Raw genomic sequence first — 316 nt, forward strand, 5'->3', positions numbered from 1 at the left:
GTCGATCAGCCCCGAGCCGCAGATGCCGATGGCCGGCACGTCGCCGATCACCTTGCATTCTACGTCCTCGCCGATCGATACCTTCTCGATCGCGCCCAGCGCGCCACGCATGCCATGGCGGATCTGGGCTCCCTCTAGCGCGGGCCCGGCCGGCGCCGAACAGGCCATTAAGCGATCGCGGTTGCCCATGACCACTTCTCCGTTGGTGCCGATATCCACCAGCGCCCGGATCTCCTCGCTCTCGTAGATCCGGGTCGCCAGCACGCAGGCAATGGTGTCGGCGCCGACGAAGCCGGCCAAGATGGGCAATAGGCAT

The 316-nt window shown here is 66.1% G+C and carries 1 protein-coding gene; it reads right to left on the reverse strand.

Annotated elements, in window-relative coordinates; all coding sequences use genetic code 11:
* Window positions 1-316: ASKHA domain-containing protein (locus ACTFO6_RS18310; protein ID WP_439935812.1), on the reverse strand; the 316-nt coding region annotated here is incomplete at both ends.

The organism is Pelomicrobium sp. G1 (assembly GCF_051905455.1).
Classification (GTDB): Bacteria; Pseudomonadota; Gammaproteobacteria; order Burkholderiales; family UBA6910; genus Pelomicrobium.